Genomic DNA, 26,898 nt, shown 5'->3' on the forward strand with positions numbered 1-26,898 from the left:
AGGAGACGACCGAACGCCGGAAGGCGTCACCGATCTGCTGCAGACACGCCGGGGAGGGCACCGGCAACCCGCGATGGCGCAGGACAGTCGTCGAGCAAATGAGATCATTCGTGGGGTCGTTCCGTTCGACGTGCAGGCGACGTCGAGTGACTGCAAGGACGGCCGGAACGCCATGCCCGCGACGAGGCCCTGAGCGCGATGGTCACCGACACGGATACTCGTCACACTGTGTACCCGCGGGGCGGGTCCAACCGTTGGTCGGTGAACGTGACCAATAGGACGGAGGAATGAGCCTTATGCTGCTTGAGTCCTCAGCGCACCCGACCTGTGGCCATTCCGTCGACCTTTCGCACGCACAAGCTCGGTGGAGTATCCGTAACGCCGCTCACAGAGGCATGCGCTCGAAGCCAAAGGGTGACTGGCTCACACGTAGCGGTGTGGCGGTCGGTGTGAGCAGCGCAAGAACCGATGCGTAGACCGAGACGCAGTCGAGCTTCCTCGGTCTACGGCCGTGATCTCACCCAAACGGAACCCAGCGGCGACCGAAAGCGGTTTCGGATACTGAGCGAACAAGGTGATCAGCGGAACTTTCGCAACCCCCCTGAATCGTGTTCTTCGCTTTCCCTTTTTGCTCGGCACCGTCGATCAAGATGCAGCGAACATGATTCAGTCCGGCCAGGTAATCGGATCCTGTACGCATGGGCTCTCCTCCTGATTGCGACTCACGCCACATCGCGATGCTCATCACACAGTATCTTACCTAAATTAGTTACGTAACTAGCTCGTCGATTTTGTTGGCGGTCAACACTTGTGACCGTTCTCGACCGACAGTTCCTCAACCTCGAGTCGCCTCCAAATTGGTTTCCGGACACCGGATTCGAGTCCGAAGAGCCCGTCACCGACCCCTTGCCGACTGCGCCGACCGTCCCAGATCTGCAACCATGCGGGTCATGCGTATTGCTCAGCACGTCACCGAACTCATCGGCAACACTCCGTTGGTCAAGCTTTCCTCCGTTGTCGGCGACAACGCGGCGACGGTTGCTGCCAAGATCGAATACCTCAACCCGGGCGGCTCGTCCAAGGACCGCATCGCCCTGAAGATGATCGACGCCGCCGAGGCGTCCGGGGAGCTGAAACCCGGCGGAACCATCGTCGAGCCGACATCCGGCAACACCGGCGTCGGACTGGCGCTCGTGGCGCAGCAACGCGGATACAAGTGCGTCTTCGTGTGCCCCGACAAGGTCGGCGAGGAGAAGCGCAACGTGCTCCGCGCGTACGGTGCCGAGATCGTCGTCTGCCCGACTGCCGTCGCGCCCGAGGATCCCAACAGCTATTACAGCGTCTCCGACCGTCTCGTCCGCGAGATCGAGGGAGCGTGGAAGCCGAACCAGTACGCCAACCCCGCCGGCCCCCAGAGCCACTACGAGACCACCGGTCCCGAGATCTGGGCGGACACGGACGGCAGGATCACCCACTTCGTCGCAGGCGTCGGAACCGGCGGCACCATCTGCGGCACCGGCAAGTACCTGAAGGAAATCTCCGGCGGCAAGGTCAAGGTCATCGGCGCCGACCCGGAAGGCTCGGTGTACTCCGGCGGCACAGGGCGTCCCTACCTTGTCGAGGGCGTCGGCGAGGACTTCTGGCCGAGCGCCTACGACCCGTCGATTCCCGACGAGATCATCGCGGTGTCCGACGCCGACTCGTTCGACATGACGCGTCGTCTGGCGCGTGAAGAAGGGCTCCTCGTCGGTGGGTCGTGCGGAATGGCAGCGGTCGCGGCCATCCGGGTGGCCGAGCGCGAAGGACCCGACGCCCTGGTCATCGTTCTCCTGCCCGACGGCGGCCGCGGCTACCTCGCCAAGATCTTCAACGACGACTGGATGGCGTCCTACGGATTCCTGCGCTCGCGCCTGGACGACAAGACCGACGAGCCATCAGTCGGGGAGGTGCTGCGCGGAAAGTCCGGCGCGCTGCCCGACTTCGTGCACACGCACCCGTCCGAGACCGTGCGTGATGCCATCGAGATCATGCGCGAATACGGTGTCTCGCAGATGCCGGTCGTCGGCGCCGAGCCGCCCGTCACGGCCGGTGAGGTCGCAGGCAGCGTCACCGAACGTGACCTGTTGAGCGCGGTGTTCGAGGGCCGCGCGACCCTCGCCGATCCCGTCGCCAAGCACGTGAGCTCGCCGCTCCCGCTCATCGGTGCAGGCGAGAACGTCTACGGCGCCACCAAGGCCCTGGGCGAGACCGACGCGCTCATGGTTGTCGAGGAGGGTAAGCCCGCGGGCGTCATCACCCGGCACGACCTCCTCGGTTTTCTCAGCCGAAGCAAGTGATCCGCAGCGCGCGCGTGCGCTTGCTAACGACCGCTACGCTCGAAACGGTTTACGCGTCCGTACTTTTCGATGAATCTTCCTGGTGGTCCGATTCGTAAGCAGTTTCGGCGGAGAGGTCGTCTCGTCTGGCTGTTACCCGCCGCACCCGCGATGGTATTGAGGTCGACGTACATGCGCAGAGACCGATCTCGGTGACGTCGTTTCCGACGAGGGGTGCGTGTTCGCGTGACGGCTCGACCATCGCGGGGGTGCCCGGTCTGCCGCATGATGGCGTGTGCGTCGGTGCCGTTGAGGAACGCCCGGGTGACGAACCCTGCGCGCAGCGAGTGCCCACCAAGTTGGCTACGACGACGTTGTCGTCGTAGCCGGACGCGGCGGCGCCGGAGAGGTTGCCGTTCTTGGCGATCGAAGGGAACAACGGGCCCGCATCCGCGGCAACGCTGATCGGCAGACATGGGCCATCGAACGGTGGTGCGGTGCGCAGCAACCCGGATCACCCCGGGGCGGCCGGCAAGATCGTATGCGGCGACGACCTGCGCCCACCGCACGTATGCGCATGGGGGCAGCTGTGATGGTGGGTGGTGAACGGTACCGCCCACCGTGCCGGTGCCGTCCTGGTCAGTCTTGGACCTCCGCAACCGCACGTGCACCCCGTGGATCCGGTGCACGGTCACATCCGCGCAGGTGAGGGCGACGAGTTCGCCGCGCCGGAACGCACCGGCGAACCCCATCAATATCAGAGCTGTGTCGCGGCGTTCGTGCACCCCGGCGGCCCCGCCGGTAACAGCCCGCCGGGCGGCTCCGACGATGGTGACGACGTCATCGACCAGCAACCGTGCCCGCGGCGTCCGTGCCGGTCGCCCGCGGGGCGTAGTCACGGCGGATCCGGACAGGGTCGAGGAAACTAGTTCCTCCCTGCCGGATTCGGCAGGCCCGCGATCCGGTCGTGTCTAGCAGCATCGACTCCAGGAACCATGAGTGACACCGGCCAAGCTGCCAGGCCCACCGCTTGACCGCGGCCGATCGCATGCAGCGCCCCAGCACGGTCTCGGCCGACAAAGCCACAGATGATCTCGATCAACGACTCTTCCCCGGCCGATGTCCTCGGCTCCGCCGACCGGATAGGCAACGTCACCGACTCCCCGGCGAGGGGCAACGCCTCCCTTCCACCAGGGTCTGCCGTGATCGCCGCTGGATCGTCAACGCCGTACTCAGCAAGATATAAGTAGGTTATTTACAGAAGTAACTTACGCAATGTACTGTGTGTTCATCGTCGCGGTGTGGCGCACGTCGCACCGTCGAGTTGCAATCAGAGGAGACACAAATGCGTAGTGGAGCTGACTATCTCGCAGGGCTGAACGACGGCCGCTGCATTCTCATCGACGGCAAGCCGGTCGAGAACGTCCTCGACCATCCGGCGACAGCGCCCATCGCACGGACGGTGGCGAAGATCTACGACTTCGTCGCCGACCCGGAGAACGACATGATCTACGTGGCTCCGGAAACCGGGCGTGAGGCGAACAAGGCGTTCCTGACGCCGCGTTCGGCCGAGGACCTCAAGACCCGGCGCGAAGCGCACACCAAGTTGGCCGGCTTGACCTGTGGCTTTGTCGGCCGCAGCCCGGATCACGTGCCGTCGACCATTTCCGCGATGGCCGCGCACCGCCACGTCTTCGACGAGCAGGGTACGCAGTTCGGCGACAACATCGAGCGCTTCTACCAGCGCGTCCTCGACGAGTCGCTGTTCCTCGCGTACGTGATCATCCCGCCGCAGGTCTCGCGGGACACGATCGCCAGCGGGTGGGGTGAGGACTTCCTCCAGCTGGGCGTGGTCGACTCCAACGAGGAGGGCATCACCGTCCGGGGTTCGGCGATGCTGGCCACCTCCGGCGCTGTCGCCGACGAGCTGTTCGTCTCGTGCATCAAGCCCCTGAAGGCCGAGGACAAGGACTTCGCCGTCAGTTTCGCCATCCCGATGGCCACGTCCGGGCTCAAGCTGCTCGAGCGGCGACCCTACGCGCCGGCGGCGACCAGCGTGTACGACTACCCGCTGACCACGCAGTTCGACGAGACCGACGCCTTCGCCATCTTCGACAACGTGTTCGTGCCGTGGGACCGGGTGTTCGTCGACCGCAACCCCGAGGTGCTTAACCGCAGCTTCCAGGCGACCGGTGCGCACGTCTTCGCCAACTGGCAGGCACAGGCCCGGTTGTCGGTCAAGCTCGACTTCATCCTGGGCATCGCCCATCAGATCGCGTCGATGAACAAGGTCGACAAGTTTCCCGGCGTCATCGAGAAGCTCGGTGAGCTGGCCAGCCTGGCGGCCTCGGTCACGGCGAGCCTGCACGCCGCCGAGTACGACGCCATCGTCGATGACCACGGGTTCGCCGTCCCGAGCCGTCCGGCCGTGTACGGGCAGGTCGCAAGGCAGGCCGACCTCTACCCACGGGTGATCAACATCGTTCGCGACCTGTGCGGCGGCGGTGCGCTGCAGGTGCCGTCCGGTGTGGCCGACATGCGCAGCGAGATCACTCGCCCGATGATCGACAAGTACATCGTCTCGCCCGGCGTGCCCGCCGAGGACCGGATCAAGCTGTTCAAGCTGGCGTGGGATGTGGTCGGCTCGGAGTTCGCCGGCCGCCATCAGCAGTACGAGATGTTCTACAACGGCGCTCCCTTCCTGACCAAGATGTGGGCGTACCAGCAGTACGACTACACCTCCTCGATCAAACGTGTCGACGACTTCCTCGCGGAATACGACCTCGAGACCGCGGTCACCACTTCCATCGAACCGACCTTGGCGGTGTAGTCATGACCACGATCGAGAAGCCCCCGAAGCTGAGCGACGCGCAGCCCAGCGACCTGCGCCGCGCGATGGGTCGATTCCTCACGGGAGTGGGAATCGTGATGACCGAAACCGAGGCCGGCGGTCCGCACGGAGCCACGATCAATTCGCTGACCTGGGTGTCGCTCGAGCCTCCGCTGGTGCTGGTCAGCCTGGCGACCACCAGCCGTGTCGCCGAGGACGTACGAGCGGCCGGCGCCTATTCGGTCAGCATCCTCGGTGCCCATCAGCAGCGGATCGCCTCGGCGTTCGCCAGACCGGGTGACGGCAAGTTCGACGGCCTCGAGATCCACCGCGGTGCAACGGGTCTGCCGGTGGCTCCGGGGGCGTTGTCCACACTCGAATGCTCGGTGGAACGCGAGATCGAAGCCGGTGATCACATGATCCTGCTCGGGCGGGTGCACCACGCGTGGCACCGTGCCGGCGAGCCGCTGGCGTTCTTCTCCGGTCGATTCGGATCGTTCGTCGACCCGGACGGCGAACTCGACATCTGGCTGTGAGGCCCCGGCCTCACCACGAACTCCGCCGCTCGTTCACCCCCGGAGGACACCCCCATGTCACACAACAGACGGAACGCGCCGACCCCCGCACGTACCGCTGCACAGCCCCCGAAGTCCAAGGTCCGGCTCGCGTTCGCCGCCCTGATCGGCACGACAATCGAATACTACGATTTCTTCCTCTACGGCACGGCCGCCGCGCTGGTGTTCAACGTCGCGTTCTTTCCCAGCGAAGACCCCTTCGTCTCAACACTGTTGGCGTTCTCGACGCTGACGGTGGGGTTCTTCGCACGACCGATCGGCGCGGCCGTGTTCGGGCACTTCGGGGACCGGCTCGGCCGGAAACGGACACTGGTCGCCAGTCTGATGTTGATGGGCGGTTCGACCTTCCTCATCGCGTTCCTGCCGACCTTCGACGCGATCGGCGTGGCCGCCCCGATCACGCTGATCGTGTTGCGGCTGATCCAGGGATTCGCCATGGGCGGTGAATGGGGTGGGGCGACGCTGTTGCTGACCGAGAACGTCGACGCCCGGCGCCGCGGCTTCTGGGCGAGTTTCCCGCAGATCGGACCGGCACTCGGAAATCTCATCGCCGCAGGCGTTCTGGCGATCTTCTCGGTGGTCCTCACCGACGATCAGTTCCTCGATTGGGGATGGCGGATTCCGTTCGCGCTCTCGGCGCTGTTGCTCGCCCTGGGCCTGTGGGTGCGCCTGCAGATCGGTGAAACCGACGAATTCCTCGAGCAGAAGGCCAAGCGCGAGGAGCAGAGCCAGCACACTCCTGCCAAGATCCCGCTCGTCACGCTGCTCACCCGGTACCGGAAGCCGTTGCTGCTCGCGGTGGGTTTCCGTCTCGGTGAGAGCGCGGCCTACTACATCACCACGGTCTACATCCTGCAGTACGCGACCAGCGTGGGTGAGATGTCGCGGAGCCTGGTTCTCGCAGCCGTGCTGTTCGCGGTCGCCGTCGAAGCGGTCCTGGTCCCGGTGTTCGGCGCCCTGACCGACCGCATCGGCCGGCGCCCCGTCTACGCCGGCGCAGCGATCGCGGTCATCCCGTACATCTTCCTGTTGTTCGGGGTCGTCGACGCCGGACAGACCGTCGGAGTGATCCTGGTCGTACTGGTCGGTGGCATCATCCACGCGGCCTTCGCCGGCACCCACGGTGCGTACTTCTCGGAACTGTTCGACACCGAAGTGCGGTACTCGGGCGTCTCGCTGGGATTCAACCTGGGGGCGGTCCTCGGCGGTGGCCTGACCCCGATCATCGGGCTCTCGCTGTACCAGGTCTTCGGCAGTTCGGTGGCCTTCTCGGCCTACGTCTCGGTCCTCGCCCTCCTCACCTTGACGGCAACCCTGATTGCCGGCGAAACGCTTCCGCGGCTGGCCAACCGAGCGTCAACCGTCAACGGGCCGCAGCCCGTCACACCCGCACAGTAAGAAAGGACGCGCGTTCATCATGTCCGTAGCGATCATCAACATCGGAAACTCAGTCCTCGGCACCGGGGACGGTGCACCCCTGCCCGGTGATGCCATTGTCACCGACAACGGCACCATCAGCTGGATCGGAGACACCACCCAGGTCGACCGGGGGGCACACGAGCAGGTCATCGACGTCGCGGGAGCGACCGTCGTTCCCGGCCTGATCGACTCCCACGTGCACTCGACGTTCGGCGACTACACGCCCCGCCAGAACACCATCGGCTTCCTCGAGAGCTACGTGCACGGCGGAACCACCTCGGTGATCTCGGCCAGCGAGGTGCACGTCCCCGGCCGCCCGACCGACGTCGCCGGCGTGAAGGCCCTGGCCGTGGCCGCCAACCACTGCTACCAGAACTACCGGCCCGGCGGCATGCGCGTGCACGCCGGCTCGATCATCTTGGAGCCGGGCCTGACCGACGCCGACTTCCGGGAGATCAACGATCAGGGCGTCTGGCTCGCCAAGGCCGGATTCGGGGCCTTCGCCTCGCCGGAGGCATACGCACCGGTCGTGGCCGCGGCCAAGCGCAACGGCATCAAGGTCATGTTCCACACCGGTGGCGGCAGCATCGCCGGCAGCCTCAGCAAGATCACGGTGGACGCCCTGCTCGAGGTCCGCCCCAACATCTCCGGACACTGCAACGGCGGTCCGACCTCCCTCACCCGCGACGAGAACCGCCGGCTGGTGACCGAAGGTCTCGACATCGCGCTGCAGCTGGTGCACGCGGGCAACCTGCGGTCGTCGATCCACTACGCGGAGCTGGCACTCGAGCACGACCAGTTCCACCGGATCCTCATTGCCACCGATACCCCGACGGGAACGGGTGTGATTCCGCTCGGAATGCTCCGCCAGATCGCGGAAATGGCCTCCCTGGGGCCGATCACCGCGCGGCAGGGCATCATCGCCTCCACGGGCAACGTCGCCGACGTGTATGAACTCAACGCCGGCAAGCTCGAGGTCGGCCGCGACGCCGACCTGGTGGTCCTCGACGCACCGGTCGGGTCGAGCGCCGATGACGCGCTCGACGCGCTCGACATCGGCGACATCCCCGGCGTCGCCTGCGTCATCACCGACGGCGTCGTGCGCCTGACCAAGAGCCGCAACACCCCCACCCCCAAGCGTGCGGTCACGCTCACGCACCGGGCCTCCGAGGCGGTCACGGTATGACCACCACCGCCCGCCTCCGGCACACCGACCCGTCCTCCATCGAGGCCCGATGGGGGGTGCGCAAGATCGTCGTGCAGGCCGAGGAAATCCTGTCCGAACACGGGGCACCGGTCGCCGGTGCCACCCGTGTCACCGCGGCCGCGGTGGTGCGCAACCCCTGGATCGGAAACCCGGTCGACTCCGATCTGGTCACACCGGTCCGCGAGATCGCACCTCGCCTGGCGAAACTGCTCACCGACCGCGTCCTCGACCGCATCGGCGGCCCCGACCGTGTCGAGGCGTTCGGTAAGGGCGCCATCATCGGCGTCGCCGGCGAACTCGAACACGGTGCAGCGCTCATCCACACCCCCTACTACGCGAACCTGGTTCGCGAGTTCCTGGCCGGTGACACCGTCATCGCGTTCGCCGACGACCGCGGCGACGCCGGAACCGCCCTGACCGTTCCGCTCGGCCGCAAGGACGCCGGACCGACCCGCAACCACTTCCAGACCGTGGTCGCACGCATCCCCGATGCACCCGCTGCCGACGAGATCGTCATCGTCGCCGCCGCATCCTCGGGCACCCGCCCGTTCCCCCGCTCCGGAGACCGCACAACCGATCAACCCGTGGTCTCCGCCGATCTCGAAGGAGTCTTCCTGTGAACATCCGCAAAATCGTCACCATCATCGACGAGGTACTCATCGAGGGCGGCCGCGCCGTCGAACCCGTCGCCCGCGTAGCCGTGGTGGCCGCCGTCATCGACAACCCTTGGTCCGGTCAGGGTTTCGTCGAGAACCTGGGGCCTGGCATCGACGACAACGCGTCGAGCCTCGGTGAGCTGCTCGCACCGCGGGTCGTCGCCGCCCTCGGCGTGACCCCCGAGGCCTACGGCAAGGCCGCGATCGTCGGCCTGAACGGTGAAATCGAGCACGGCTCGGGCCTGATCCACACGCTCAAGTTCGGGGATCACTTCCGCAACGCGGCCAACGCGACCACTCTGCTGCCGGCGGTCGAAAAGCGCGCGGCGGCGGGCACCGTGTTCGACATCCCGCTCAAGCACATCACCGACGCCACGATCCGCTCGCACCACCAGAGCTTCGAGGTCCGGCTGCCGGATGCACCGCACCCGGACGAGATCGTCATCGCGCTGGCGGCGGCCGCCCAGGGTCGGCCTCAGCAGCGTCTGGCCTCCCTTACGACCGAACAGTAGGCCCGATGATCGAGCGAAAGGCTATCGATGACTGACGCAGCCACCTCCGTACACATACAGGCACCGACCGACGAGGTTCAACACTGGATCTCGGGACGTGCCGTTCCTTCGCTGACCGGTGAGCACCGACGCGGAGTCGACCCGGCCACCGGCGGTGAGGGCGCCGATGTCGCCCTCGGCACCCCTGCCGACGTCGATGCCGCCGTCCGCTCGGCCCACGCGGCCGCCTGGGGATGGCGCAAGGTCGGCTCTGCCGACCGCGCCCGCATCTTGTGGCAGGTCGGGCAGCTGATCCGCCGCGACCTGCAGCAGCTGGCCGAACTCGAAGTCCTCGACACCGGCAAGCCGCTCAAGACCGCCACGGCTGAGGTGCGCGGTGCCGCAGAGTATTTCGAGTACTACGCCGGTTTGGTCAACCTGCCGGCCGGCGATGTCATCGACGTCGTCCCGAACCAGCACGTCTACACCCTGCGGGAGCCCTACGGGGTGATCGGTGTGATCACCCCGTGGAATCTGCCGATCAACCAGGCCGCCCGGGCGGCCGCGCCGGCACTCGCGGCGGGCAACGTGATCGTCGCGAAGCCGGCCGAGGCCACCTCCCGCACCACGTTCGCCCTGGCACGCCTGGCCACCGAGGCCGGCCTGCCCGACGGAGTGTTCAATGTCGTCTGCGGGTCGGGCGGGGTGGTGGGTACGGAGATCGTCTCCCACCCACTCGTGCGTAAGGTCGTGTTCACCGGGTCGGTCGGGGTCGGCAAGCTGATCGGCCACATCGCGGCCGACCGCATTCTGCCGCTCACCCTGGAACTGGGCGGCAAGTCGGCGAACATCGTGTTCGACGACGCTGACCTCGACTTCGCCGCGACCGAAGCGGTCCGCGCGTTCACCACCAACGCAGGGCAGGTGTGTTCCTCCGGTACGCGGCTGCTGGTCCAGCGCAGCATCCACGACGAGTTCGTCAAGTCAGTCGTGGCGGTCGCAGAGAAGCTGCGGGTCGGCGAGGACGTCGGGCCGATGATCACTGCGGATCAGTACTCCACCGTGCTGGAGTACTTCGACATCGCGCGAACCGAGGGCGCCACCGCGGTCCTCGGTGGCGACCGCCCCACCACCGAATCGCTGAGCGGCGGCTTCTACGTCAACCCCACGATCTACACGCAGGTCGACAACTCGATGCGCATCGCGCGCGAAGAGATCTTCGGCCCCGTGCTCGTCGTGATCGCGTTCGACACCGAGGAGGAGGCCATCGCAATTGCCAACGACTCCGACTTCGGACTGGTCAGCGGTGTGTGGACCGAGGACATCTCGCGGGCCCTGCGGGTGTCCGAAGCCATCGAGGCGGGCCAGATCTACGTGAACACGTGGTCGACCGCAGCCGTGCAGGCGTCCTTCGGTGGCCAGAAGGCCAGCGGATACGGCCGCGAGAAGGGCATCGAAGCGCTCAACCACTACACCCAGCTCAAGAGTGTGACGGTTGCGCTGAGGCCTAGCCCGACCGCCCTGCGCGACTGAGTACACCATTGTTTGCACGGCTCTGACGAAGGCTCTGATATGGCTACACCCCAGACACAGTCCATCACCGGCACCAACCCCCTGCGGTCGCGCGCGCTGGTCCATCTCGGCGCGGACAAACCCCTCGAAGAGTGGATCGTCGACCTCGAGCCGCCCCGACGCGACGAGGTGCTCGTGACCATCGTTGCCAGTGGCGTCTGCCATTCCGATCTCCATGCGCGCCGCGGTGAGTGGGGTATCACCGAGCCCACCGTGCTGGGCCACGAAGGTGCGGGAATTGTGGAACGGGTCGGTGACGGAGTGACCACCCTCAAACCCGGTGACCACGTGGTCTTGTCGTGGGTGGCGCCGTGTCGGCGCTGCCGTCAGTGCCAGGTCGGGAGGGGCTGGGCCTGCACACAGCAGCGGACCGAAGAGCACCTGCTCGCGGATGGGACCACCCGATTGTCGAAGGACGGCAAGCCGATCAGGCAGATGCTCGGACTCGGCACCTTCAGTGAGCGCGTCGTGGTACCCGAATCCGCCGCCGTCCGAGTGTCGAATGACCTTCCATTCGACGTCGGAGCGCTCATCGGCTGCGGCGTCGCCACCGGTGCGGGGGCGGTGTTCAACAACGCCCGGGTCCAACCCGGATACTCGGTGGCTGTTCTGGGCTGCGGAGGGGTCGGACTGTCGGTGGTGATGGCGGCCGCCGCCGCGGGAGCCCATCCGATCATCGCCGTCGACCTGGAGTTCCACCGCCTCCAACTGGCATGGCAGCTCGGTGCGACACACACGGTGAGCAGCGGGCAGGACACCGCGCGAGTGGCGCGTGCCGTGCGCGCGGCGGCGGACGGCAGGCGCGTCGAGTACGTGTTCGATGCCGTCGGCAGGCCGGAGACGCTCGATCTCATGACAGAGGTCCTGGTCGCCGGTGGCACCGGAGTGGTCGTGGGGATCGGATCGTCCACGCCGCGGGTGCAGATCGACCCGATCTCCGGGCACCGAATCATCGGCTGCAACTACGGCGCCTCGGTTCCCGAAGTGGACTTCCCCCGGCTCGAAGCGCTCTACCTGGCGGGCCGTCTTCCCATCGACTCCCTTGTCACGCATCGCATTGCGCTCGACGGCGTCGAGGAAGCCCTCGGTGCGATGGAGCGGCGCGAACGTGCTCGCTCGATCATCGAGTTCGCAGGCAACCACATCCCCCCGTCAGACGAGGCATACCTACCATGACCACATCTCTTCGTGAGCGTCTTCGCGACGCGCTGAGCGCTCCGACCCTCAACTGGATCGACGGACAACCGCTGTCCCTTCTCATCGACGGCCGGTCCCAACCCGGTCACGCCGAGGAGATCGTCGATGTAATCGACCCAGGCAGTGGCCTGACGATCGCGTCCGCCCCCGCAGCGCGAGCGGACGATGTCGATGCCGCGGTGGGGGCGGCCCGCACCGCGTTCGATGACGGACGATGGTCCGAGAAAGACGCCGACGAACGAGAAGCTGTTCTTCACACTCTCGTCGGCCTCATGCAACGTCACCATCGCACGCTCACCGAACTCGAGTCCCTCGATACCGGCAAACCCCTCGATCAGGCATCCGAAGACGTCGACGAGGCCATCGCGGTGTTGGGCTACTTCGCGGGGTGGGCCAACAAGGCCGAGGGCACCGTGGTGCCCGCGCCGAGACGATTCTTCGCCGCTACCGTCCGAGAGCCGATCGGTGTGTGCGCGGCCATCACTCCGTGGAACTACCCGCTTCCCATCCTGATGTACAAGCTCGCCCCCGCGTTGGCGTTCGGGAACACGACCGTCATCAAACCATCCGAGCTCGCGAGCCTGTCGACGGTGTACCTGGCCAATCTCGTCGCCGAGGCCGGCGTACCCGACGGTGTCGTCAACGTGGTCATCGGTGGAGGAACAGTAGGCCAGCACCTGGCCGGCCATCCGGACGTCGACAAGATCGGGTTCACCGGCTCGACGCGCACCGGCCAGTCGATCATGCGGTCCGCGGCCGACTCGCTCAAGAAACTCGGCCTCGAACTCGGCGGCAAGAGTGCGCACATCGTGTTCTCCGACGCCGACCTCACGTCCGCGGCCGACGCCGTGCTCGGCGGGATCTGGACCAACAGCGGGCAGCTGTGCGTCGCCGGAAGCCGCCTGCTCGTGCAGGACACCATTCACGACGAGTTCGTCGCCGAACTCGCCCGCCGAACCGGGGATCTCGTGATCGGGCACGGAATGCTCGACCAACCCGACATCGGACCCGTCATATCCCGGGACCAAAGGGACCGAATCGAGTCTCTGCTGGCGACTGCCGTCTTCCAAGGTGCAGAACCGATCACAGGCCCACCGATCCCGCAGAACAATGGCTTCTACGTGTCGCCGACCATCCTCACCGACGTGCGTCGTGGATCGACCATCGCCCAGGAAGAAGTGTTCGGCCCAGTTCTGAGCGTGCTGCCCTTCACCGACGAGCGCGACGCCATCGCGGTCGCGAACGACACCAGTTTCGGTCTGGCCGCGGGAGTGTGGTCACGGGACATCGGCCGCATCCATCGTGTTGCGCGTCGCGTCCAGGCCGGAACGGTGTGGGCCAACACCTACGGCATCTTCCACCACACCGTTCCGTTCGGCGGCATGAAATCGTCGGGCCTGGGCCGCGAACTAGGATCGGCGGCGGTGGAGCACTACACCCAGCTCAAGAGCCTGGTGCTCGACATCTCCAACGACCATGCAGCAGCAGAGACAGAACCGGGCGACAAGTGACTACGTACCAAGACGACCAACCCGTGGGGTACACCGTGAAGCTGGCACCGGCAAGTTCCGAAGCCTTTCCACTGGCAGCGGGACAGACGCTGTCCGTCATCCTCGACGACGGGCCCCAAGTCCTCGACATGCTCGTCTTCGGAACGGAGCGGCACGGTGAACGGTTCTCCGCGTCGCACACTCGGATGCGGCACGGCACCAGGCTGACGACCGGACATCAACTGATCTCCAACTCGCCGCACGAGCGGGCGCTGCTCACCATCACACTCGACACCCTGCACGAACGTGACTACGACAGTGACCGGTCGTTGCACGGGCACGACATCCTCTATCCGCCCTGCAGTCGCCCATACCGAAGCCGCCGGTACGGGCTCGACTCGAACGGATGCTTCGAGAACCTGACCGCGGCCATCGTCGCGTACGGATTCAGTGAACGTGACGTCCACGATCCCTTCAACCTGTTCATGCGCACCGGAATCGATGCGCACGGCGCGCTGGGATTCGCGCCGTCGGCCGCGGTCACAGGCGACCGGATCACCTTCCTGGCCGAAGAACCCTGCTTGGTGGCGGTGTCGACCTGCCCGAGCGCAAGCAGTGGGGATCCCCGCAGCGTTTCGGTCCACACCGGTCTGCAGACGCCGCCGAAGGGGTCGACATCATGACGACGTTCCTGCTGCAGTTCGCCTACGACAGACGCGATCTGCGCCCCACGTTTCGAGACCCTCACATCGAGTACATCGCGAATCTCCACAAGCAGGGAAAGGTCGTGATGGGCGGACCCTTCACCGACGCGACCGGCGGCGTCATCATCTTTCGCGCACCCGACGAAGCCGCCGCCTGGCAGCTCGTCCACGCAGATCCCTACGTGATCGAAAACGTCATCGGAGACCTACGACTGCGCGAATGGTCGGTCACAGTGCCGTCGGACGAATGAGTGTGAGGAAGCCCCATGCCGAGTAACGACCCCATCGTCGAGTTGTCCGCGACCGATCTCGCGACGCACATCACACACGGCGCTCTGTCGGCGACAGAGGTCATGGACGCGCATCTCGCGCGAATCGAAGAACTCAACCCTGCCCTCAACGCGATCATTCGCCTCGACCCCGCGGCCCGGGAGAACGCGCGGGTGGCGGATGCGGCTCTGCGCGACGGCTCGGCCACCGGACCGCTTCACGGTGTGCCCTTCACGGTCAAGGACAGCTTCGACACCGCCGGCCTGTCGACGACTCGCGGCTCGAAACTCTTCGCGGAGCACGTCCCGGACACCGACTCCACCGCGGTCCAGCGCATGCGAGATGCGGGTGCGATCCTGCTGGGAAAGACCAATCTTCCGGAGTTCACCCTGTGGACCGAGACCGAGAATCTGCTCTTCGGATCGACACGGAATCCGCACGATCTCTCGCTGAGCCCGGGCGGCTCGAGCGGCGGCGAAGCGGCCGCCATCGCAGCGCACCTCTCACCCCTGGGACTCGCCAGCGACCTCAGCGGCTCCATCCGGCTCCCCGCCCACTACTGCGGGATTGTCGGATTCAAACCGACGCACGGCACAGTCCCGCTCACCGGGCACTGGCCTCGTACGTTGGACAGATTCGCACACGTCGGTCCCATGGCCCGCACCGTGTCCGATGCGCGGCTGGCGTTCGAGGTGATACGCGGACCGGACGGACTCGACTGGTACGCCGAGGTCCCGGTCGCACACGAAGCACCGACGCCCGCGACGGGCCGACTGTCCGTGGGCGTGCTGGGACCGCAGCAGTTCGGTGGCACCGACGTCGAGACCGACGCGGCCCTGCACAGTGCAGCCGAGATGTTCACTGCGCGGGGCCACACCGTCAGCGATCTGCAGATCCCCGAACTCGCCCTCATCGACTGGGACGAGATGACCGAGATCCTGTACAGCGTCGAAGGATCCGCCTACTTCCGCGCTGTGATCGCGGGACATCAGCACCAACTCCACCCGGTCCTGCGTGCGCGGCTCACCGCAGCCGACAACTGGGATCTCGCCCGCTATGTCGAGGTGAACGACCTCGTCGAACGACTCCGCCGCGCGGTGACTGCAGCCATCGCCCCCTTCCACGTTCTCCTGGCCCCCGTCGCACCGACTGCCGCTCGGCCGCCGGGTTCCCCATCCTTCGATGTCGGTGGCCAGCAGCGCCGCGCACGTTCCGCTCTTCGGGCCACGCTGCCGTTCGACCTGTTGGGGATGCCGGCGATCAGCATCCCGATCGCCAGCACGATCACCGGGCTTCCGATCGGCGCACAGCTCGTCGGGCGCAAGTTCGACGATCTGCGGCTGCTCAGCGCTGCAGCCGCCATCGAGGTATTCCCGCTGCGATCGTCGCACGCTACGCCCCGCTGACGCGCATCCGAGGAGTTCGTGGCTCCCATCCGTAGGCTGCGCGAGAACACCCGGCGCCGGGATCGACCTGACCGGTGAACGCGCCCGGCACCGGCATCGGCGAGGACGCCCTGATCGACGCCCTGATCAGGGTGTCCTCGAGCCGCGAAGAGGGACACTCGGTCGATACGGGACGCGGTCGAGGCGCTCATCGTCGGCGAACGCGACCCTCGACGGCTCGCCGGGCGGGCCGGCCGCGCGGGGAAGATGCGACCCGAGTGCGCCGCCCTGGTGATTGACCGGCCGATTCGACGGCCACCACGCCGCGCCCGCGCGAATGCTGCTCGACCAGATCGACGCGGTGACCGCACCGGTCGGCATATTCACCACCCGTATCGAGCAGCCCCTGGTGGCCCTACCCGAGGCGAACCGCCGGACGCAGATGCAGGTTCCCGATTCGCATCCTCGATCGACCGCAGCGAAGGATCCACGGCCAAATGTGCGGTGCTCACCCGCTCGGCGGGGCCGCGAATGCCACCGCCGAGACCGACGCCTTCCCCGGTGAATGCTGCCGGCGCTTCCTCGAACGGGGCAGGGAGCTCGTCGCGGTCGCCCCCGCTCGCATCCTCGTCATCGTCTGGCACCTGCTCGCCGACCCGGTGCCCGCTTCCGCCGGCCTGGGTCCCGACCACCACGTCATACGGCGCCGCGACGAACGCACGATCGGCAATCACGCTGCGCCCACTCGCCGCGCGTAGCTGCCGCGTCGCGCGAGAACCCGCCGCCTGGCTCAGGCCCACCTGCCACCACGCAACCCGGTGCACCACTGCACCTCGGCTCGGCCGGGGGCGTCGCCTGCCTCCACGGCCGAACAGGCCGCTCCTGGTCGTCGCCGAGGCCACGCACGAGCCGCACTTTCCGGTCAGTCCGACGCGCCACCTTTACAGCCCGGTGGTGATCCATATAACATCACTACGTAAATTACTTACATATCTCAGGTGCGTAAGTAACTTCCCTAAAATCTGTTACCCGAGAAAGTTCGCGACAGCGCGAAGACGCGCCTCCACCGACCTGCCGGAAGCCCGGGCTGCGAGTCACCCTCGCATCCCTCCGCCGATCTCGGCAGACCATTCCCCCTTCCCCAATCTCTATGCCGAACGGAGCGCTGATGACCAGTCCCCTGACCTCCGGGCCCGATCAACCCGAGACCGCGACACCCAAGTCGCGCCTTGTTGTTGCGAGCTTGATGGGCACCACCATCGAGTACTACGACTTCTTCCTCTACGGAACGGCCGCAGCACTGGTGTTCAACACGCAGTTCTTTCCGAGCGACAACGCCTTCATCTCCACCTTGATGGCGTTCTCGACCTTTGCGGTGGGGTTCTTGACCCGACCGATCGGCGCCGCCGTGTTCGGCCACTACGGTGACCGGCTGGGCCGCAAGCAAACACTGGTCGTGGCCCTGACGCTGATGGGGTTGTCGACCTTTCTCATCGCCCTGCTGCCCACCTACGGTGCAGTCGGCGTCCTGGCGCCGGTCCTCCTGGTGCTGCTCCGCGTGGTCCAGGGTTTCGCGATGGGCGGCGAATGGGGCGGCGCCATCCTGCTGATGACCGAGAATGTCGATCCGCGCCGGCGTGGATTCTGGGCGAGCTTTCCCCAGCTCGGACCCCCGTTGGGCAATCTGCTCGCCGCCGGGATGTTGGCGATCTTCTCCGGGGTCCTGTCCGAAGAGCAGTTCCTGTCCTGGGGATGGCGCATCCCGTTCGCCTTCTCGGCGATTCTGCTGATCATCGGCCTGTGGATCCGTTTGAAGATCGGTGAGACCAAGGCATTCGAGCAGCAGCAGCAGGCCAACGCCGGTGCCGTGCGGAAGTTGCCCTTCACGATCCTGATGACCAAATACCGGCGCGAACTGCTCATTGCGGCCGGCTTCCGCGTCGGATCCAGTGCCGGATACTACGTCTTTGCGATCTACATCCTGCAGTATGCGACCGACGTCGGTGGTATGGAGACCGGCCTCATACTTGTTGCGTTGCTCTTCAACTCGGTCGTCGAGGCCTTCGTCGTACCCTTCTCCGGTTGGCTCTCGGACAAGGTGGGACGGCGCCCGATCTTCTGCGCGGCCGCGATCGTCACGGTCCCCTACGTATTCTTCATGTTCGCGATGGTCGATGGCCACCACACCGCCGGCGTCGTCGTGGCCGTCGTCTTCGCCGGGGCGATCCACGGGGCCTTCTCCGGCGTCGAGGGTGCGTACTTCTCCGAACTCTTCGACACCGAGGTCCGCTACTCCGGTATCGCCATCGGTTTCAACATCGGAGCGGTTCTCGGTGGCGGCCTGACCCCGATGATCGGCGTGATGCTCTATGCAGCATTCGGAACCTCGCATGCGATCTCGATCTACGTCAGCGTGCTCGCGATGCTGACACTCGTTGCCGCGCTCGCCGCCGGCGAAACGGTCCAACGCTCCGTGACTCCCCCGACGCGGACCCGAGCGGTGGAGTTGACGTGATGCCCGATCAACACACACCCACGGCGAGCGTCGACTCCCCGGACACGGTGACAACCCGCGGCCCCGGACCGCGCCGAACCATCGGAACGCTCGAGCTCGCCTTCTTCGTCGTGGCCGCGGCAGGCCCCCTGCTCGTCGTCGCAGGAATCGCCCCGCTGGGAATCGCGTTCGGAGGAATCTCGGCGCCTCTCGCTCAGCTGATTGCCGGCATCGTGCTCGTCATCTTTGCGGTCGGCTTCACCAGGCTGGCCGTCACCGTCAAGCTTCCCGGCGGCTTCTACGCCTACATCGGGAAGGCGCTCGGGCGTCCACTGGGCGGTGGTGCTGCGCTTCTGGCGACCGTGATGTACAGCTGCTCCACGATTTCCCAGGCCGGGATCTTCGGCGCCTTCGCCGACGCCGCAGTCCAGCGCTGGACGGGGGCGGACCTTCCCTGGTACCTGTACTCCTTCGCCATCGTCGCGCTCGTCGGCTTGCTCGGATACCGGCAGATCAGCCTCAGCGCGAAGGTCCTCGGTGTCGCACTGATCGCCGAGATCGGTGTGCTGCTGGTGCTCGCCGTTCCGGTCATCCTCACCGGTGGCGGCCCGGACGGCCTGACCGTCGACCCGTTCGAACCCTCGAACCTGGTAACCAGCGCTGGAATCGGCGCCATGCTCGTCATCGCCTTCAGCGGGTTCATCGGCTTCGAATCCACGACGATCTACGCCGAAGAGACGAAGAACCCCACCCGAACCATCCCCCGAGCAACACTCATCGCGGTGGGCTTCCTGGCAGTGTTCTATGCCTTCATGATCTGGGTGGGCGTGGTCGCCTTCGGTGCGGCAGGCGCCATCGACGTCGCGACCAACAGCCCGACCGAAATGATGTTCATCGCCACCGAGCAGTACGCGGGCAAGCCAGCTGCCGAAGCGATGGAAGCGCTTCTACTCACCAGCACCCTCGCCGCGATCCTGTCGTTTCACAACGCGGCGGCGCGCTACTACGCGACCATGGGGCGGGAAAGGCTGCTTCCGGCACGCCTGGCGGCCCGCCACCCTCGGCACGGGTCGCCGACCGCGGCCAGTCTCCTGCTGACCGGACTGTCCGTCGTGGTGGTCGTCGTCTTCGCCGTAGCAGGCCTCGACCCCTACCTGAACCTGTTCCTGTGGGTGGGCGGCTGGCCGATCCTCTCCGTCACCCTGCTGCAAGCGCTGTGCTCGGTCGCCGTCATCGTCTACTACCGGCGCTGGCCGAGCGCCAAAACATCACTGTGGAGCAGTTTGATCGCGCCGACCATCGCAGCGACCGCCCTCGGCATCGCCGCGGTACTCATGGTCGAGAACTTCGACATCCTCACTGCCGCCTCGTCCACCGTGAACGCCGTCATCCTGTCGGTCATCCCCGCCACCTTCCTCGGAGGTGTGGTTATCACCCTTGTGATGCGCACACGACACCCTGAGCGGTACGCGGCGATGCTGCAGGATCAACACCACGGCGCCCCGGGCGAGGACTGAGCGCAGCCTTCATCCGTGCCACGCCGGGAAATTCGCCCGGGGCGCACCCGGTCGAAATGTGTCAACGTCTTACGTAAGCTTGTGAGTGATTCCGGATCGTGGGTACCCGCGAACGGAAGCTTGCCGTGATTACCAGAGCAGTTGATTACCAGACAGTGAGGGCGCGCGAATGAAGGCTCAGGAGAGAGTGAAACCCCAGAAGATGCGGGTCGACACGCCGGCAGACCGACCTGCACCAGATTCTCAGCCCGAGCACGCACCGCTGACCATCAACCGAGAGGAACTCCTGCGAGACGGTAGTGACCTCAAGTTTCGGGAACTCGTTCACGGGCTGATGGCGCTCAGTGCCCGACACCAGCAAGTCCGAGCAGGACACGCCCGGGTGATCGGATTGACACCGTCGAACTACACCGTCCTGGTTGCGGCCGCGCACCTGGGTCGCCGATACGGACAGATCCTCATCCGAGAGATCGCCGAACATCTGCAGGTGACGCCGACCCACGTGTCGGTTGAAACCAACTCGCTGAGCAAGCTCGGGCTCCTGCGGAAAGAGCGCAGCGCCGAGGACTCCCGTGTCGCCGCCATCACCATCACAGATAAAGGTTGGGAAGCGCTGGCAAGCCTCGCCCCCATCCAGTCCCGCGTGAATGACATTCAGTTCGGGGGTATTTCGGCTCAGGAGTTCGACGACCTCCACCGGCTGGTTCAGCAACTCGTGCGCAACAGCGACATGGCCGTCGAGCTACAGCGGCACATCGTTGCGATGGAGGGGCAGGAACGGACGGCCGCAGACACAGACCGAAAGACCGCCTCGACCCACAAGTGAGAGGGCAGCCGGCCCCGCACGAACCCGCGCATCCCTTACGGCACAACGACTGCGCTGCGGATTCCTACAGGTTCGTGAGGATCACGCGTGCTGCATGACCAGGAAGACTGCGACAACAGGTCGTCATCCTGTGTGTATCAGATCGGTTGAGCCAGGCCCGACGAGGTCGGCGAGGTCAATCAGATTTCCGGCGCCGGCGCGCGAACCCGGTCGCCTGAAGCCTGTAGTGCGCGGCAGGTCCGGTCAGGCCCGGCGCTCGGTGATGCGGTCGCCTGGCGAGGCCACGGTGGAGAGGAAGGCGGGCACCTCGGACGCGGGCAGGGCAGGGCGGCGGTGTAGGTGTCGGCGATCTTGAGGATTCGAAGACCGGGTAGCTGGTGAGATGGGCGAGGGAGCTGGGGTTCCGAAGTCGTCGCGCAGGATCGCGATTCCGGCCGCGCGCAGTGCGGAGAGGATACCGGCGGCCCACACCGATCGGCGATCTCGAAACCCAGCCGATTCGGCGGGAAGTCCGGCGGCGGCGAGGATCTCGGTGACCTCGTTGGCGAACGCCGGGTCGTGCAGTTGCTGTGAGCTGATATTGACCCCGCAGTCACCGGGGTGCGGACGGGCCAACCCGCGGCCTGCGCGGCGGCGGTCCGCAGCACCCACAGGCCCAGTAATCCGATCAGGCCGGTGGGTTCGGCGACCCCGATGAACTCGGCCGGTGCGATGGGGCGTGGGATGCTGCCAGCGTGCCACCGCCTCGATGGCGACGACGTCGCTACCGAGGCCAACCCGGCGCCGGCCCGTCACGGACTTTTCCGTCCCCACCTGCACAGAATCCACGGTCCAGGCACTGCAACGATCCTTTGCAGAGCAAAAGTATGCTGACCTCGAGGTTTGAGCGAGACGTTGCGTAAATGTTTTTCACAGCAGTCAGCTCGCAGACCGGCAGCGACCTACGGGCTCCTCGCCGGCGGAGGTGGGCAGATCCTCCGGTGCGGACAGTGCCGGTGAGGCACTCGCTCCACTCCCCTGCCGACACTGCGTCCACCGGAGCGATGCGCAGCGATCAGCTCCGCTAGCTGCTCGGTGAGCGCCTCTGGTCGAAGATCTCCGCCAGATCCATCCGCACAGGCATAAGTCGACGGCGGGGGCGTCGGTGATCGAGTCGGTGCGCGACGGCGCCCTGCGGGCCCTGACCCCGTTGCTTTCGTTCTGTGCATTTCGTAGGCTCTAACCCTACGAAATGCACACACAGAGGAGGTGGGGTCATGGCAGTCGCGCACAGCACCGCCGTACCCACAGCGCTGGCCCGCCGCCCCTTGCGCACCTTCCGTCCCCAAGACGCCACCGACGTCTACGCCCACCCCCGCCCCGAACTCGCCCGCCTGGTCACACGCGGCGTCCTGCACCGCGCCGCCCCCGGCTACTACATCGTGGTCCCCCCGGAACAGGCCGGGCGCCCGTGGATCCCGAACCTGGAGGCCACCGCCGCCGGAATCGCCGCCGCGATCTACGGACCCGATCACGCGATCGTGATGGGCATCAGCGCCGCCCGCCTCCACCACGTGATCCCCCGGGCGTTGGCCACCGCGGTCGTCGCCGTCCCCCGCCGACACCGGACCATCACCCTCACCGACCGGACCGCCACCATCCGGTTCCTCCGCCGCGACACCCCCGAACTCGACGCCGAACGGGTGGACACCCCGCTCGGGCCGGCGCTGGTGACCACCCCGGAACAGACCGTTCTCGACCTGGCACGGTGGCCGGCCCTCGGCGATGCCGAGAACGAAATCCCCGCCGCCATCACCCGCCTTTACCGGCGCAGCGACCACGGACGCCTCAGCACTCTGGCCGCCGAGCAGGGGCTGACCGCAGCCCTCAGCCGCGCCGAAACGTGGGTGCAGGCAGCCTCGTGAACCTCGACGAACGCGATAGTGTTGCCGACCTGTTCGGCGTCGCCCCCGAACAGGTCGAGCGAGACCACCTCATCTCCCTGCTCCTGGGCTACCTCAGTGATCATTTCGCCGACCGGCTCCACTTCATCGGCGGCACCGCCCTCGCCCGCACCCACCTCCCCGACGGAAGATTGAGTGAGGACATCGACCTCATCGCCCTCGACCCACGACGCAGCACCCTGGCCGCCGACCTCGACAAAGCGCTCCCGAGAGCGGTGCAACGCGCGTACGGTCGCCTCGAATGGGCGCCCCCGCTCAGCGCCGGGTCGAGTGTGGACGCCGCCACCCTGCGCACCAGCGGCGGGCTCGCGGTGAAAATCCAACTCCTCGCCTCCACCGACCGCACCCTCTGGCCCACCGAACCGCGTACCCTCATCCAGCGCTACAGCGACGCCCCACCCGCCCGGCTGCTCGTGCCGACCCTGCGGCGTTCGCCGCATCCAAAACCGCCACCTGGTGCGACCGCGCCGCCGCCCGCGACCTCTGGGACCTGTGGGCCCTGACCAACATCGGTGCGATCAACCCCGAGACCGCCGCACTGTTCCGCAAACACGGGCCGACCGGGAAAAACCCCGGCGCCTACGTCTTCACCCGACCGCCCAGCGACAACGAATGGCACACACAACTCGCCGGCCAAACCCGACTCACCATCACCGCACCCGATGCCCTCCGCACCGTCCGCACGGCATGGGCCCACCTCACACCCCCACCCTGACAATCCCGAACTCCAAGCAACGGCGCCGTCGGGCACCTGCTGTGCAGCCGAGCCGACCTCGCCCCATCCCGGTGCCGGACGCCGAACACACCCTGGCCGACCTCGGGCACCCCAACCCTCGGCTCCGGGTCGACCACCGGATCGCCTCCCCCAACCTGCGGACGGCGTTGCTCGGGCTCTGGAACCTCTGAACCACCGCGGACAATATGCACTGTGACCAGTGGGAACGACACGTCCCCACATGATCGGCGCACCGCCACCACCGGCGGACGATGCATTACCGGCAGTACCGCTGTTTCGGCTTCCTCCGGTGGCCGCCGCCAGCCCCGGCTCACCCGGGCGGGGCCACGCCAGAGCCAGCACGCGGCAGCGTGCCTCCAGGTAGCGGGCGAGAAGGTCGAGCTTCTCGGCTTCCGGGTGCGCGCGTTCGGGAAGGTCCTTCCCGGTGATGATCACCTGGTCGAGTGCGGCGACCTGCTGGCGGCATTCGCCGAGTGCCTCCGGCGTCACCGTCGCGGCATCGAGCCGGTCGGTGAAATACCGAATCGACTGACCCAGACCCAATCCCGGGTTCCGGGCGGCGTGGCCGGCCCGCCGGGTTTCGACCACCTGCCACCGCTTCTTCAGCTCGGCCAGCACCCGGGGAACGGCGACCGGGACAATGCAAGGGCGGCGCCGGCCGCGAACAACGTCCTCATACGGCGTAGTCAAGCAGACCCTGCGCGCCTATTCGTCGCCCGAGCGGACTGATGATTCCGACCCTACAGTTGAGCAGTTCTGTCATTACTTTGCGTGAATGAATTTGCTACGCAGCCTATATGCTCTTCCCAATCTCGTCAGATCGGCAACGACTCGGGGCTCGGAGCGGCGGTTCACACCCGACCCGGCCAGATCCGTTTACCGAGTGACCTGGACGCGGTCGCGATTGTGCGATAACGACGTTCACGGATGTCGCACAGCACCGCCCACACGAACACGCCGACGAGCGTGAACATCACCACGCCGTAGGGCCGCATGCCGTCCTCGGCCACGAACACCCAGCCTCCCGCAGGAGACCACAACGAGAGATAGATCCCGATCAGGATCTTCGATCCTCAGTTGTTTTCTTCCTACGCGCGGTGTGGCCGCCTTCCACTGAAGATGAGCGCCGTATCCGGTAGCGGCACAGAACAAGCCGGCGGCACCGACAAACAAAACCCCGAGGACGGCGCCCCAGCTCGAGCCGTACCACCCGATCAACACCGCGATCTCCGCCAGCAGCACGGCAACGAGCACTGCGGACAACGGCGACGGCCCGCCCGCCGGCGGCGACGGCCGATCGACCTTCTTCGACGGGAGAGTGCTTGAGACAGCAGTCACGGTCTCGCTCGGATACTCCTGAGCGGCCAACTCCTCCACCAGACGTCCCACCGGGTTCGCTGCGGCGATGTTGCCCAGCACGTCGTAGGTGAACAGGGCGATACCCACGGTGTCTGCGTAGGCCACCGCCTGCCGGGAGTACCCTGCCGCGGAGAAGAACAACAGGTCGCGGGAACGATCGTCACCGCGGGCACCGTACAGCCGCTGCAGCGCGGGCCGGCCTGTTTGGTAGCTCTCCTGCTTGACCTGCGCCACCGCACGATCGGACATGACATCCATACCGTCATCGGCGCCGCGGCCGGTCACTCGCGCATCGGTGTAGCCGAACTCGCGCATGCGGGCAGCGGCAACCGTGTCCGCCGCTTCCGGAGTCGTGATGTATTCCATCACACACCTCGCTCCTCACATATTGCTGATCGAATCGTAGTCAGCCAGTCGCACTGCCCTGAGCGTTTTGTGGTCTCCGGGCAAGGTCTGACAGCGCCTCGGGGTTGCTTTGTCGGTTGTTCGATCGACAATGCAGTGCCCCGCTGGCGGTTTGATATCAATCATCTACGCGTTCACGCAGTGCCGGGCACCATGAGCTGCGAAGCTCACATCCACGGCCTGCAATGGGTCGACGCGCTGTTCAACTGAAGGGGGCACTGGTATGGCCAGGCGACGGGGATTCTTCGCGGAGATGCAACACCAGGCGCGGCTCGCTGAGCAACGCAAGCGCCAGCAGCAGCGGGCGACCGCCCAGGCGCATGCGCGTGCTGTCCGCGAAGCGGAGCGCGCGCAACGGGAATGGGAACGTGCCCAGGCTGCGAGTGCCCGGCAGGCGGCGGCGGAGTCCGCGTATGCGGCGAAGGAACGCGCCCGGCTGCACGAACAGGCCCGGATCGCGGAAGTGGAACGGCTCAACACCGAATTGGCGGAGTACGCCGAGGCCATCGACGGTCTGTTGTCGGCGACGTTGGCGGTCGACGACTACGTCGACCTGGCGACGCTGCGCCAGCAGATCGCACACCCGCCGTTCGACCGCCCGGACCTGACCACCCCGACCCCGCGCCCCGACCCGCTGCCCTACCCGCCCGAACCCGTCTACACCGAACCCCCGGCACCGACCGGGCTCGGGGCGGCGCTCGGCGGCAAGAAGAAGCATGCGGCCGCGATCTCCGACGCCCAGGCGCTGTTCTGGCAGCAGCACCATCATTGGCAGCAGCTGCTCGCCGACCGCAACCGGGTCGAGGCGGAGAACGAGCACACATATGCGCGGCTCAAGGCCGAGCGTGCGCAGAAACTGCAGGCCGCGCAGGAGCAGTACGAGCGCGAATGCCACGAGCGCCGGGAAGCGGTGCTGTCGGCGAATGTGAACCTCGAGCGGCTGATGGTCGCGTTGCAGGAGCGCGAGCCCTGGGCTCTCGAGGAGTACGTGTCCATCGTCCTGGGCAACTCGGTGTACCCGGACTGCTTCCCCGTCGAACACGACTTCGCGTTCGACCCGGCGGATCGGGAACTGCGGCTGACCGTCACCGTCCCAGACCCGGCTGCCCTCCCGGCGGAGAAGGCGTTCAAGTACGTCAAGGCCAGTGACTCGATCACCAGCACCCCGCTGACGGCGAAGGCCCGCAAGGACCGCTACGCCAAAGCGGTCTCCGAAGTGGCCATCCGATCGGTGCACGAGATCTTCGAGGCCGACCGAGACGGCATCATCGCGACGATCTCGATGGAACTCGGCACCAGAGCGATCGACCCCGGCACCGGGCACGACACCACCATCACCCTGGTGCAGTTGGCCACCGACCGTGACACCTTCACCCGCCTCGATCTTTCTCGGGTCGAGGCCCGCGCCACCCTGGACCACCTGCGTGCCGGGGTGTCCAAGAATCCGCACGACCTGGTTCCGGTCGCCCACACCCGCGGCGTCCGCGGCTAACCGACGGAAAGGGTT

Annotated in this window: 21 protein-coding genes and 2 pseudogenes; 21 read left to right on the forward strand and 2 right to left on the reverse strand. The window is 66.4% G+C overall.

Features of this window, described 5'->3' with window-relative positions; translation table 11 throughout:
• Positions 1-950 precede the first annotated feature (950 nt).
• The 17 genes from ACFU5V_RS33800 to ACFU5V_RS33880 all read left to right on the forward strand — a co-directional run bounded on the left by ACFU5V_RS33800 (position 951) and on the right by ACFU5V_RS33880 (position 20,948).
• Positions 951-2,336, forward strand: a complete 1,386-nt coding sequence (locus ACFU5V_RS33800) for a cystathionine beta-synthase (RefSeq protein ID WP_378704490.1) — start codon at positions 951-953, stop codon at positions 2,334-2,336.
• A 1,324-nt stretch (positions 2,337-3,660) separates the two neighbouring features.
• A complete protein-coding gene (locus ACFU5V_RS33805; RefSeq protein WP_378704493.1) occupies positions 3,661-5,145 on the forward strand; it encodes a 4-hydroxyphenylacetate 3-hydroxylase family protein in 1,485 nt (494 codons plus the stop codon).
• Positions 5,146-5,147: 2 nt separating this feature from the next.
• Positions 5,148-5,681, forward strand: coding sequence for a flavin reductase family protein (locus ACFU5V_RS33810; protein ID WP_378704495.1), 534 nt, complete (start codon positions 5,148-5,150; stop codon positions 5,679-5,681).
• 54 nt (positions 5,682-5,735) lie between these two features.
• Positions 5,736-7,118, forward strand: a complete 1,383-nt coding sequence (locus tag ACFU5V_RS33815) for an MFS transporter (protein ID WP_378704498.1) — start codon at positions 5,736-5,738, stop codon at positions 7,116-7,118.
• Between the two features lie 19 nt (positions 7,119-7,137).
• Positions 7,138-8,325, forward strand: coding sequence for an amidohydrolase family protein (locus ACFU5V_RS33820; RefSeq protein ID WP_378704501.1), 1,188 nt, complete (start codon positions 7,138-7,140; stop codon positions 8,323-8,325).
• Positions 8,322-8,966 carry an amino acid synthesis family protein gene (locus ACFU5V_RS33825; protein ID WP_378704503.1) on the forward strand — a complete coding sequence of 215 codons (645 nt, stop codon included), beginning with the start codon at positions 8,322-8,324 and terminating at the stop codon, positions 8,964-8,966. The genes ACFU5V_RS33820 and ACFU5V_RS33825 overlap by 4 nt, the downstream gene beginning before the upstream one ends.
• The gene (locus tag ACFU5V_RS33830) at positions 8,963-9,514 is read left to right on the forward strand and encodes an amino acid synthesis family protein (protein WP_378704506.1); all 552 of its coding nucleotides are present in this window, start codon (positions 8,963-8,965) and stop codon (positions 9,512-9,514) included. Before ACFU5V_RS33825 ends, ACFU5V_RS33830 begins: the two co-directional genes overlap by 4 nt.
• A 27-nt stretch (positions 9,515-9,541) precedes the next feature.
• A complete protein-coding gene (locus tag ACFU5V_RS33835) occupies positions 9,542-11,026 on the forward strand; it encodes an aldehyde dehydrogenase family protein (RefSeq protein ID WP_378704509.1) in 1,485 nt (494 codons plus the stop codon).
• A gap of 39 nt (positions 11,027-11,065) precedes the next feature.
• Positions 11,066-12,241, forward strand: a complete 1,176-nt coding sequence (locus ACFU5V_RS33840; RefSeq protein ID WP_378704512.1) for an alcohol dehydrogenase catalytic domain-containing protein — start codon at positions 11,066-11,068, stop codon at positions 12,239-12,241.
• Complete coding sequence (locus tag ACFU5V_RS33845; protein ID WP_378704514.1) at positions 12,238-13,773, forward strand: aldehyde dehydrogenase family protein; 1,536 nt, start codon at positions 12,238-12,240, stop codon at positions 13,771-13,773. The genes ACFU5V_RS33840 and ACFU5V_RS33845 overlap by 4 nt, the downstream gene beginning before the upstream one ends.
• The gene (locus ACFU5V_RS33850; RefSeq protein WP_378704517.1) at positions 13,770-14,435 is read left to right on the forward strand and encodes a DUF1989 domain-containing protein; all 666 of its coding nucleotides are present in this window, start codon (positions 13,770-13,772) and stop codon (positions 14,433-14,435) included. Before ACFU5V_RS33845 ends, ACFU5V_RS33850 begins: the two co-directional genes overlap by 4 nt.
• A complete protein-coding gene (locus tag ACFU5V_RS33855) occupies positions 14,432-14,707 on the forward strand; it encodes a YciI family protein (protein ID WP_378704519.1) in 276 nt (91 codons plus the stop codon). Before ACFU5V_RS33850 ends, ACFU5V_RS33855 begins: the two co-directional genes overlap by 4 nt.
• Positions 14,708-14,722: 15 nt before the next feature.
• Positions 14,723-16,132 carry an amidase gene (locus tag ACFU5V_RS33860; RefSeq protein ID WP_378704521.1) on the forward strand — a complete coding sequence of 470 codons (1,410 nt, stop codon included), beginning with the start codon at positions 14,723-14,725 and terminating at the stop codon, positions 16,130-16,132.
• A gap of 476 nt (positions 16,133-16,608) precedes the next feature.
• Positions 16,609-16,869 carry a hypothetical protein gene (locus ACFU5V_RS33865; RefSeq protein WP_378704523.1) on the forward strand — a complete coding sequence of 87 codons (261 nt, stop codon included), beginning with the start codon at positions 16,609-16,611 and terminating at the stop codon, positions 16,867-16,869.
• Positions 16,870-17,279: 410 nt separating this feature from the next.
• On the forward strand, positions 17,280-18,626 hold the full coding sequence (locus ACFU5V_RS33870; protein ID WP_378704525.1) for an MFS transporter: 1,347 nt from the start codon (positions 17,280-17,282) through the stop codon (positions 18,624-18,626).
• A complete protein-coding gene (locus ACFU5V_RS33875) occupies positions 18,626-20,122 on the forward strand; it encodes an APC family permease (protein ID WP_378704527.1) in 1,497 nt (498 codons plus the stop codon). The genes ACFU5V_RS33870 and ACFU5V_RS33875 overlap by 1 nt, the downstream gene beginning before the upstream one ends.
• Before the next feature lie 202 nt (positions 20,123-20,324).
• Positions 20,325-20,948 (forward strand): MarR family winged helix-turn-helix transcriptional regulator, encoded by a 624-nt coding sequence (locus tag ACFU5V_RS33880; protein WP_378704529.1) that lies wholly within the window; start codon positions 20,325-20,327, stop codon positions 20,946-20,948.
• A gap of 243 nt (positions 20,949-21,191) precedes the next feature.
• Here the strand turns inward: ACFU5V_RS33880 and ACFU5V_RS33885 are convergent, their stop codons facing one another.
• Positions 21,192-21,776, reverse strand: coding sequence for an EAL domain-containing protein (locus tag ACFU5V_RS33885; protein WP_378704532.1), 585 nt, complete (start codon positions 21,774-21,776; stop codon positions 21,192-21,194).
• 428 nt (positions 21,777-22,204) lie between these two features.
• Here ACFU5V_RS33885 and ACFU5V_RS33890 point away from each other — a divergent pair, with 428 nt between their 5' ends.
• The 3 genes and pseudogenes from ACFU5V_RS33890 to ACFU5V_RS33900 form a co-directional block, all read left to right on the forward strand.
• A complete protein-coding gene (locus ACFU5V_RS33890; RefSeq protein WP_378704535.1) occupies positions 22,205-22,852 on the forward strand; it encodes a type IV toxin-antitoxin system AbiEi family antitoxin in 648 nt (215 codons plus the stop codon).
• Positions 22,849-23,606: pseudogene (locus tag ACFU5V_RS33895) on the forward strand (nucleotidyl transferase AbiEii/AbiGii toxin family protein). Before ACFU5V_RS33890 ends, ACFU5V_RS33895 begins: the two are co-directional and overlap by 4 nt.
• A gap of 24 nt (positions 23,607-23,630) precedes the next feature.
• A pseudogene (locus tag ACFU5V_RS33900) lies at positions 23,631-23,797 on the forward strand (phosphatidylserine/phosphatidylglycerophosphate/cardiolipin synthase family protein); the annotation flags it as partial.
• A 751-nt stretch (positions 23,798-24,548) separates the two neighbouring features.
• Here the strand turns inward: ACFU5V_RS33900 and ACFU5V_RS33905 are convergent.
• The gene (locus ACFU5V_RS33905) at positions 24,549-25,352 is read right to left on the reverse strand and encodes a restriction endonuclease (protein ID WP_378704537.1); all 804 of its coding nucleotides are present in this window, start codon (positions 25,350-25,352) and stop codon (positions 24,549-24,551) included.
• Positions 25,353-25,614: 262 nt separating this feature from the next.
• Between ACFU5V_RS33905 and ACFU5V_RS33910 the strand changes: the two genes are divergently transcribed.
• A complete protein-coding gene (locus ACFU5V_RS33910) occupies positions 25,615-26,883 on the forward strand; it encodes a hypothetical protein (protein WP_378704539.1) in 1,269 nt (422 codons plus the stop codon).
• The last annotated feature ends 15 nt before the right edge of the window (positions 26,884-26,898 follow it).

Source organism: Rhodococcus sp. NPDC057529, assembly GCF_042802055.1.
Taxonomy (GTDB): Bacteria; Actinomycetota; Actinomycetes; order Mycobacteriales; family Mycobacteriaceae; genus Rhodococcus_F.